Annotated in this window: 5 protein-coding genes; 3 read left to right on the forward strand and 2 right to left on the reverse strand. The window is 45.2% G+C overall.

Features of this window, described 5'->3' with window-relative positions:
- Nucleotides 1-35 precede the first annotated feature (35 nt).
- Nucleotides 36-2,018 (forward strand): fructose-specific PTS transporter subunit EIIC, encoded by a 1,983-nt coding sequence (locus Q7P05_RS03485; protein ID WP_303930471.1) that lies wholly within the window; start codon nt 36-38, stop codon nt 2,016-2,018.
- 113 nt (nt 2,019-2,131) lie between these two features.
- On the opposite strand, the gene Q7P05_RS03490 is transcribed toward Q7P05_RS03485, so the two are convergent.
- Nucleotides 2,132-2,710: a hypothetical protein gene (locus tag Q7P05_RS03490; RefSeq protein ID WP_303930474.1), complete on the reverse strand. Its 579-nt coding sequence runs from the start codon at nt 2,708-2,710 to the stop codon at nt 2,132-2,134.
- A gap of 8 nt (nt 2,711-2,718) precedes the next feature.
- Complete coding sequence (locus Q7P05_RS03495; protein ID WP_303930476.1) at nt 2,719-3,300, reverse strand: hypothetical protein; 582 nt, start codon at nt 3,298-3,300, stop codon at nt 2,719-2,721.
- Nucleotides 3,301-3,591: 291 nt separating this feature from the next.
- Between Q7P05_RS03495 and Q7P05_RS03500 the strand changes: the two genes are divergently transcribed.
- Nucleotides 3,592-5,247 (forward strand): hypothetical protein, encoded by a 1,656-nt coding sequence (locus Q7P05_RS03500; RefSeq protein WP_369680425.1) that lies wholly within the window; start codon nt 3,592-3,594, stop codon nt 5,245-5,247.
- On the forward strand, nt 5,207-5,960 hold a 754-nt coding region (locus tag Q7P05_RS03505; RefSeq protein ID WP_303930478.1), incomplete at its 3' end, for an FISUMP domain-containing protein. The genes Q7P05_RS03500 and Q7P05_RS03505, both read left to right, overlap by 41 nt.

The raw sequence follows: 5,960 nt of genomic DNA on the forward strand, positions 1-5,960 counted from the left end.
TATATTGCTTATGAAATGTATCAAGGAGTACATATATGCAAATCACTGATTTATTAAAACCTCAATCTGTCTTGCTAAATGCAGACCCTGTTACAAAGGCTGACGCGATCTACACTTTAGGGGAGTTAATGGAAAAAGGCGGCAACCTCATTGACAAAGCTGAGTACTTAGCAGCCGTTTTCGCTCGTGAAGAATCTGGCTCTACAGGCCTTGGTGACGGCATCGCCACACCACATGCTAAATCCGCTGGTGTAAAAGAAGCAGGCCTAGCAGCTATGGTTGTGCCTCACGGCGTAGACTTCGAAGCCCTCGACGGTCAACCATCTCGTTTATTCTTCATGATCGCAGCTCCAGAAGGCGCTGCAGATACGCATGTAGAGGTATTGAGCCAATTAGCTATGATGGTTATCGACCCAGATTTCAAAGAAGCCCTCATCGCCGCTCCAACGGTAGAACGTTTCTTGGAACTCGTAACAGCGAAAGAACAAGGCAACTTTGATCCATCTGTAGAAGGCTTTATTAAACAACCTGAACCTCAAGAAGCACCAAGCATCACTGAAGCTATTGAAGAAAAAGCTACAGAAGCTATCGAAAAGGTGGCTCCTAAAATTTCTGTAGATAATCCTCACTATGAAGTATTAGCCGTTACAGGTTGTCCTACAGGCATCGCGCACACCTACATGGCTGCGGAGTCCTTAGAGCGCAAAGCTAAAGAAATGGGCATTTCCTTAAAAGTTGAGAAAAACGGTGCATCAGGTGTAAAAGATGCTCTTACAGCAGAAGAAATCGAACATGCAAAATGCATTATCGTCGCTTCTGACCGCCAAGTAGAAATGGCTCGCTTCGATGGCAAACCTATGATTCAAACTAAAGTTGCGAATGGTATCAACAAAGCAGAGGAATTATTGCGTGAAGCTACAGCTGGTACAGCACCTGTATACCACGCATCTGCTGCTGACCGCGAATCCGCTGAAATCGCTACTAGCGCATCTGACAGTGTAGGCCGTCAAATCTACAAACACTTGATGAACGGCGTATCTCACATGTTGCCATTCGTTATTGGTGGCGGTATCTTGATTGCCCTTGCATTCTTATTCGATACATTTGATCCTGCAAACCCTAAAAACTTCGGTTCCGGTACACCTTTATCTGGCTTCTTAATGCAAATTGGTGGTGCATCCTTTGGATTCATGTTGCCAGTATTAGCTGGTTACATCGCTATGAGTATTGCTGACCGCCCAGGTCTTGTAGCTGGTTTCGTTGGCGGCTTATTAGCTAACCAAGGTGGCTCTGGTTTCCTTGGCGCATTGATTGCCGGCTTTGCAGCAGGTTATTTAGTATTATTAGTTAAGAAATTAGTATCTGGTTTGCCTCAAGCATTAGAAGGTACAAAACCAGTTCTCTTCTATCCTGTACTCGGTGTATTGTTCATTGGTCTCGCTATTACCTTCGTAATCAACCCTCCTGTATCCGCACTTAACCACTGGTTAATGGACTCCTTGCAATCCATGGGCACTACTAGCCGCGTATTGTTAGGCCTCATCTTTGGCGCTATGATGTCCGTTGATATGGGCGGTCCTGTAAACAAGGCGGCTTACGTTATCGGTACAGGTGCTCTTGCGACAGGCGAATACGGTATCATGGCTGCTGTAATGGCAGGCGGTATGGTTCCACCATTGGCAATCGCTCTTTGTACTACATTCTTCCCTAGCCGCTTCACAGAAGCTGAACGTAAATCTGGTATCACAAACTACATCATGGGTCTTTCCTTCATCACAGAAGGCGCTATCCCATTTGCAGCTGCCGATCCAGTTCGCGTATTACCAGCTTGCATCATCGGTGCTGGTACAGCTGGTGCGTTATCCATGTTCTTCGAATGTACACTACATGCTCCACACGGCGGTATCTTCGTAGTACCAACAATCGGTAACCCACTTCTTTACCTTGCATCCATTGCAATCGGCTCCGTTATCGCTTGCATCATCTTGGCACTATTAAAACCAAGCCTAAAAAAATAATGGTGAAAGCTAGTATAATACTAGTAGATATAGCAAAACGTACATATGCTAAATAAGTACATATAGCAAAAGGACTAGAACTCCTAGAGTTCTAGTCCTTTTCTTATGTAACACTATCGAATTACATCATCATAAAATACGCCAAATACTTTCTTGAAAACACGATTTGCAACATGATAGCTTTCAAAATCAAAGTCTGTAAGTGTTAAGAAGGTTACATGCTCATATCCTTTATAACCTGGTTGTGTAGGTTTTCTTTCACCATGCAACGTGTAATCCTGTTGAGCCTTAACAGTACCAACAATTCCAGAATCATCCATTTTTATATTCCATATTTCACCTAAATAGAAATCCGGAAATTGTTGTTTAAACTCTGGCATTCTTGCGACTAAATTCGCAAAGGAGTAATTTAAGTTATAGTCATAATGAATTGTGTATTCTCGAATCAAATTAGACGAAGGTAATACAACATAAATCTTAGCCTCTATACTTTTGGTACTGGCACTTGTAGATACATCTTTGACTGTACTCAACTCAATGTACTTACCATCTCCACCACCAGTATCACCTTTAGATATAATATGTTCAAAACGACTTGTATCTCGTAATTCAACATTAGAAACGGCTTTCACAGAAGTAAAAGACACGCACCATACGCATAAGATGGCCATAAAAAATAAGAAACGTTTCATATGGCACCTCATTTCACGACAATATCATCAAAATGTTGCTGATAAGCAACGACAAACATGGCATCTGCTATAGTAAAGAGATCTTGATCTGAACGACTACGGTCAAGCGGTCGTGATTCATGTAGCAATCTAGCTGGGCTATTAACCACAGTTCCATCCCAAGTGTATCGTTTGATCGCTTGTAACTCAATTTGTATACCAGACTCATCTTGTGCAGCCTTAATCACAGCATACATAGCTGGCGATGGTTTTACACTCTGCTGGGCTTGTATTAAGCTAGCCAAGGAATAATTCGTATCATAGGTAGCAGTCAATTCATATTCCGTAATAGCCCAATCACGAGCACGTTCGTTTACAGAATAAACAGTACCTTTCAATTTATAATGTGGTGCTGCATATTCTAGAGACTCTACAGAATAGGTATTTAAAAAGAATACATCCCTATTACTTGAACCATCACCATAAGAATATGTTTTTTCATACACATTTTTAAACTGTGGTGATCCATTCAACTCATTAATCGATATAGCTTGTGTCTGTATGGTGAAAGTTCCTAGCACCATACACGCTAGTAAAAATTTTCTAAGCATACTCTCTCCTTTATAATTGAAAGTCAATCAAATTACCAAAAGCATATCATATATTATGGAAATATGTACATATAATAAAAAACTACTTCAAATCATTAGAAGCAATATGTAATATTCTATGCACTTTAAATTTATTTATATTTTCCTAATCTCATCTTCTTTACACCCATCCAGTATTCATCTATATTTTCATAAATTGTACAAATATATCGATTTATGTTAAACTATATAAATATAAATAAATTTTAAAATTATAAATTATTATTTGAAATCTAGTTCGGAGAGTAATTCATGAAATCATCTAGGAAACGTAAGGTTACCGCTGCATTTTTTGCAGCTGCAGCGTTGGGTGGTGTTGCCCACGCAGCCCCTACCCTCAACATGAATGATTTGGTAGGTTCGAACACTACCACTGAATCAACGACGCAAGGTACTACAAATGTAGCAACGCCAGTCGTGCGACCTATGGCTACTCAGCCTACCCCTGCAACTACACAACCAATAGTTGTTGCACCACAACAAGCAGCCGTAAGACCTGTACAGGCACAACCAATGGCTCCGGTTCGCGTAGCACCACCTCAAATGGTTCCTACACAAGCACAACAAGTTATGCAACCAAGTGCTACCACACAAGCGGCTCCGAAGGTAACACCTTTAATTCCTCGTGTACGTCCAGTACCGGTAAACGATATAGCAAAAGCTTTATCAGATCAACAAAGAACCGTTTCACAGCCACAATATGTTGTTAATAAACAAACTAATTCTGTAATGGAACCAACATTGGCTATGCACAGCTTGATGAATGTACAACGTAAAACAGAACCTGTTACAGTACAAAAACAAGTTAATGGCAAACAGCAAGTACAAACGACGCAAGTGGTACGTACGCCTGTAATGGTCCAACAAGAATCTACAACACCTTTAGTGATTGCTAATACAACTCAAACTAAAGCCGTTGTAGCCAAACAAAGATTAACTATTCGCGATATTCAACGTGCAGAACGTGAAAGATTAGCTCAACTAGCAGCCGAAGAAGCGGCTCAACAATCAGGTGCAAATCAAGTTGATCAGCAAATGGTTGCGCAAAAGCAAGCTGAAGCACAACGTCAAGCTGCAATTCTAGCAGAACAACAACGTCAAATGGCTATGCAGGCAGAGCAGCAACGCGTAGCACAACAACAAGCCGAGGCTCAACGTCAAGCAGCTATGCAAGCTGAACAACAACGTTTGGCTGCTCAACAAGCTGAGGCTCAACGCCAAGCGGCTCTAAGAGCTGAGCAAGAACGTATTGCTGCGGAGCAAGCTGAAGCTCAACGCCAAGCAGCTATGCAAGCTGAACAGCAACGTTTAGCGGCTCAACAAGCTGAGGCTCAACGCCAGGCTGCTTTAAAAGCGGAACAAGAGCGTATCGCGGTTCAACAAGCTGAAGCTCAACGTCAAGCGGCTCTAAAAGCGGAGCAAGAGCGTATTGCGGCTCAACAAGCTGAGGCTCAACGCCAAGCGGCTTTAAAAGCTGAGCAAGAACGTATTGCTGCTGAGCAAGCTGAAGCTCAACGCCAAGCGGCTATGCAAGCTGAACAGCAACGCTTAGCGGCTCAACAAGCTGAGGCGCAACGTCAAGCGGCTATGCAAGCGGAACAACAACGTTTGGCTGCTGAGCAAGCTGAGGCTCAACGCCAAGCGGCTTTAAAAGCTGAGCAAGATCGTATTGCTGCTGAGCAAGCTGAAGCTCAACGCCAAGCCGCTTTAAAAGCTGAACAAGATCGTATCGCTGCTCAAGAAGCTGCTCGTCAACGTGCAGAAGCTGCTGCTAAAGCTGAAGCTGAGCGCCAAGCTGCTCTAAAAGCTGAACAAGAGCGTATCGCGGCTCAACAAGCTGAGGCTCAACGTCAAGCTGCTCTACTCCGTGCCGACGGCTTCGGCGAAAGCCGGCGCGGCGGCCGCTGAAATCGAAACCTTCGAAGTGACGCCCGACGCCTCCTACCGTGCGATTCTCGTGCCGCAGCAGGGGGCGCTGACCGTCACGGTCTCCACGCGCGACGGCAAGAGCCGCAGCAAGACTCTCTCTTCGGCGACGCTCGAAAGCGGCCGAAGGTACGACATGTCGGTGCTCGTCACCAACATCGACATCGAGCTGAAGCTGAGCGGCGAGGTCAGCGACTGGGAAGACGGCGGTTCGCTTGACGAGGGCGACGGCGGGGAGGCTTCCGAACTGGAATACGGCGGCGATACCTACCGCACGGCGAAGATCGGCGGACAGGTATGGATGGCCGAGAACCTGCGCTACCAGCCTGCGGGTACGGAGATCGGCGATGGCGTATGGTATCCCGAGGAGGGGCTTTCCGCGGTGGCGGAAAAAGGGCTGCTGTATGATTATAAGACGGTGACGGGCGGCGCCACGGTCCGGTCCGGGACTCCGCTGCGGGGCATCTGTCCCGAGGGCTGGCACGTTCCCGCATTGGCCGAACTCGAAGCGCTCCTTGCCGCCGGGCCTGCGGCCGGATTTTTCAGGCATCAGGATTATTTTCAGAAAGGAAATGCCTTGCGCGACGAGTTGCATGTACAGGATGTATTGCTGTTGAAAGAGATGGGAGGGAACTTCCTACGTGTGTCACATTATCCCCAAGATCCTGTAATCATGGAAATGTGTGATAAACTGG

It is taken from the genome of Veillonella dispar (assembly GCF_937975875.1).
GTDB classification, from domain to species: Bacteria; Bacillota; Negativicutes; order Veillonellales; family Veillonellaceae; genus Veillonella; species Veillonella dispar_B.

Coding starts and splice junctions, on each gene's coding strand:
- Q7P05_RS03490 (WP_303930474.1), bottom strand. CDS start 2,710: ATGAAACGTTTCTTATTTTTTATGGCCATCTTATGCGTATGGTGCGTG.
- Q7P05_RS03495 (WP_303930476.1), bottom strand. CDS start 3,300: ATGCTTAGAAAATTTTTACTAGCGTGTATGGTGCTAGGAACTTTCACC.
- Q7P05_RS03500 (WP_369680425.1), top strand. CDS start 3,592: ATGAAATCATCTAGGAAACGTAAGGTTACCGCTGCATTTTTTGCAGCT.
- Q7P05_RS03485 (WP_303930471.1), top strand. CDS start 36: ATGCAAATCACTGATTTATTAAAACCTCAATCTGTCTTGCTAAATGCA.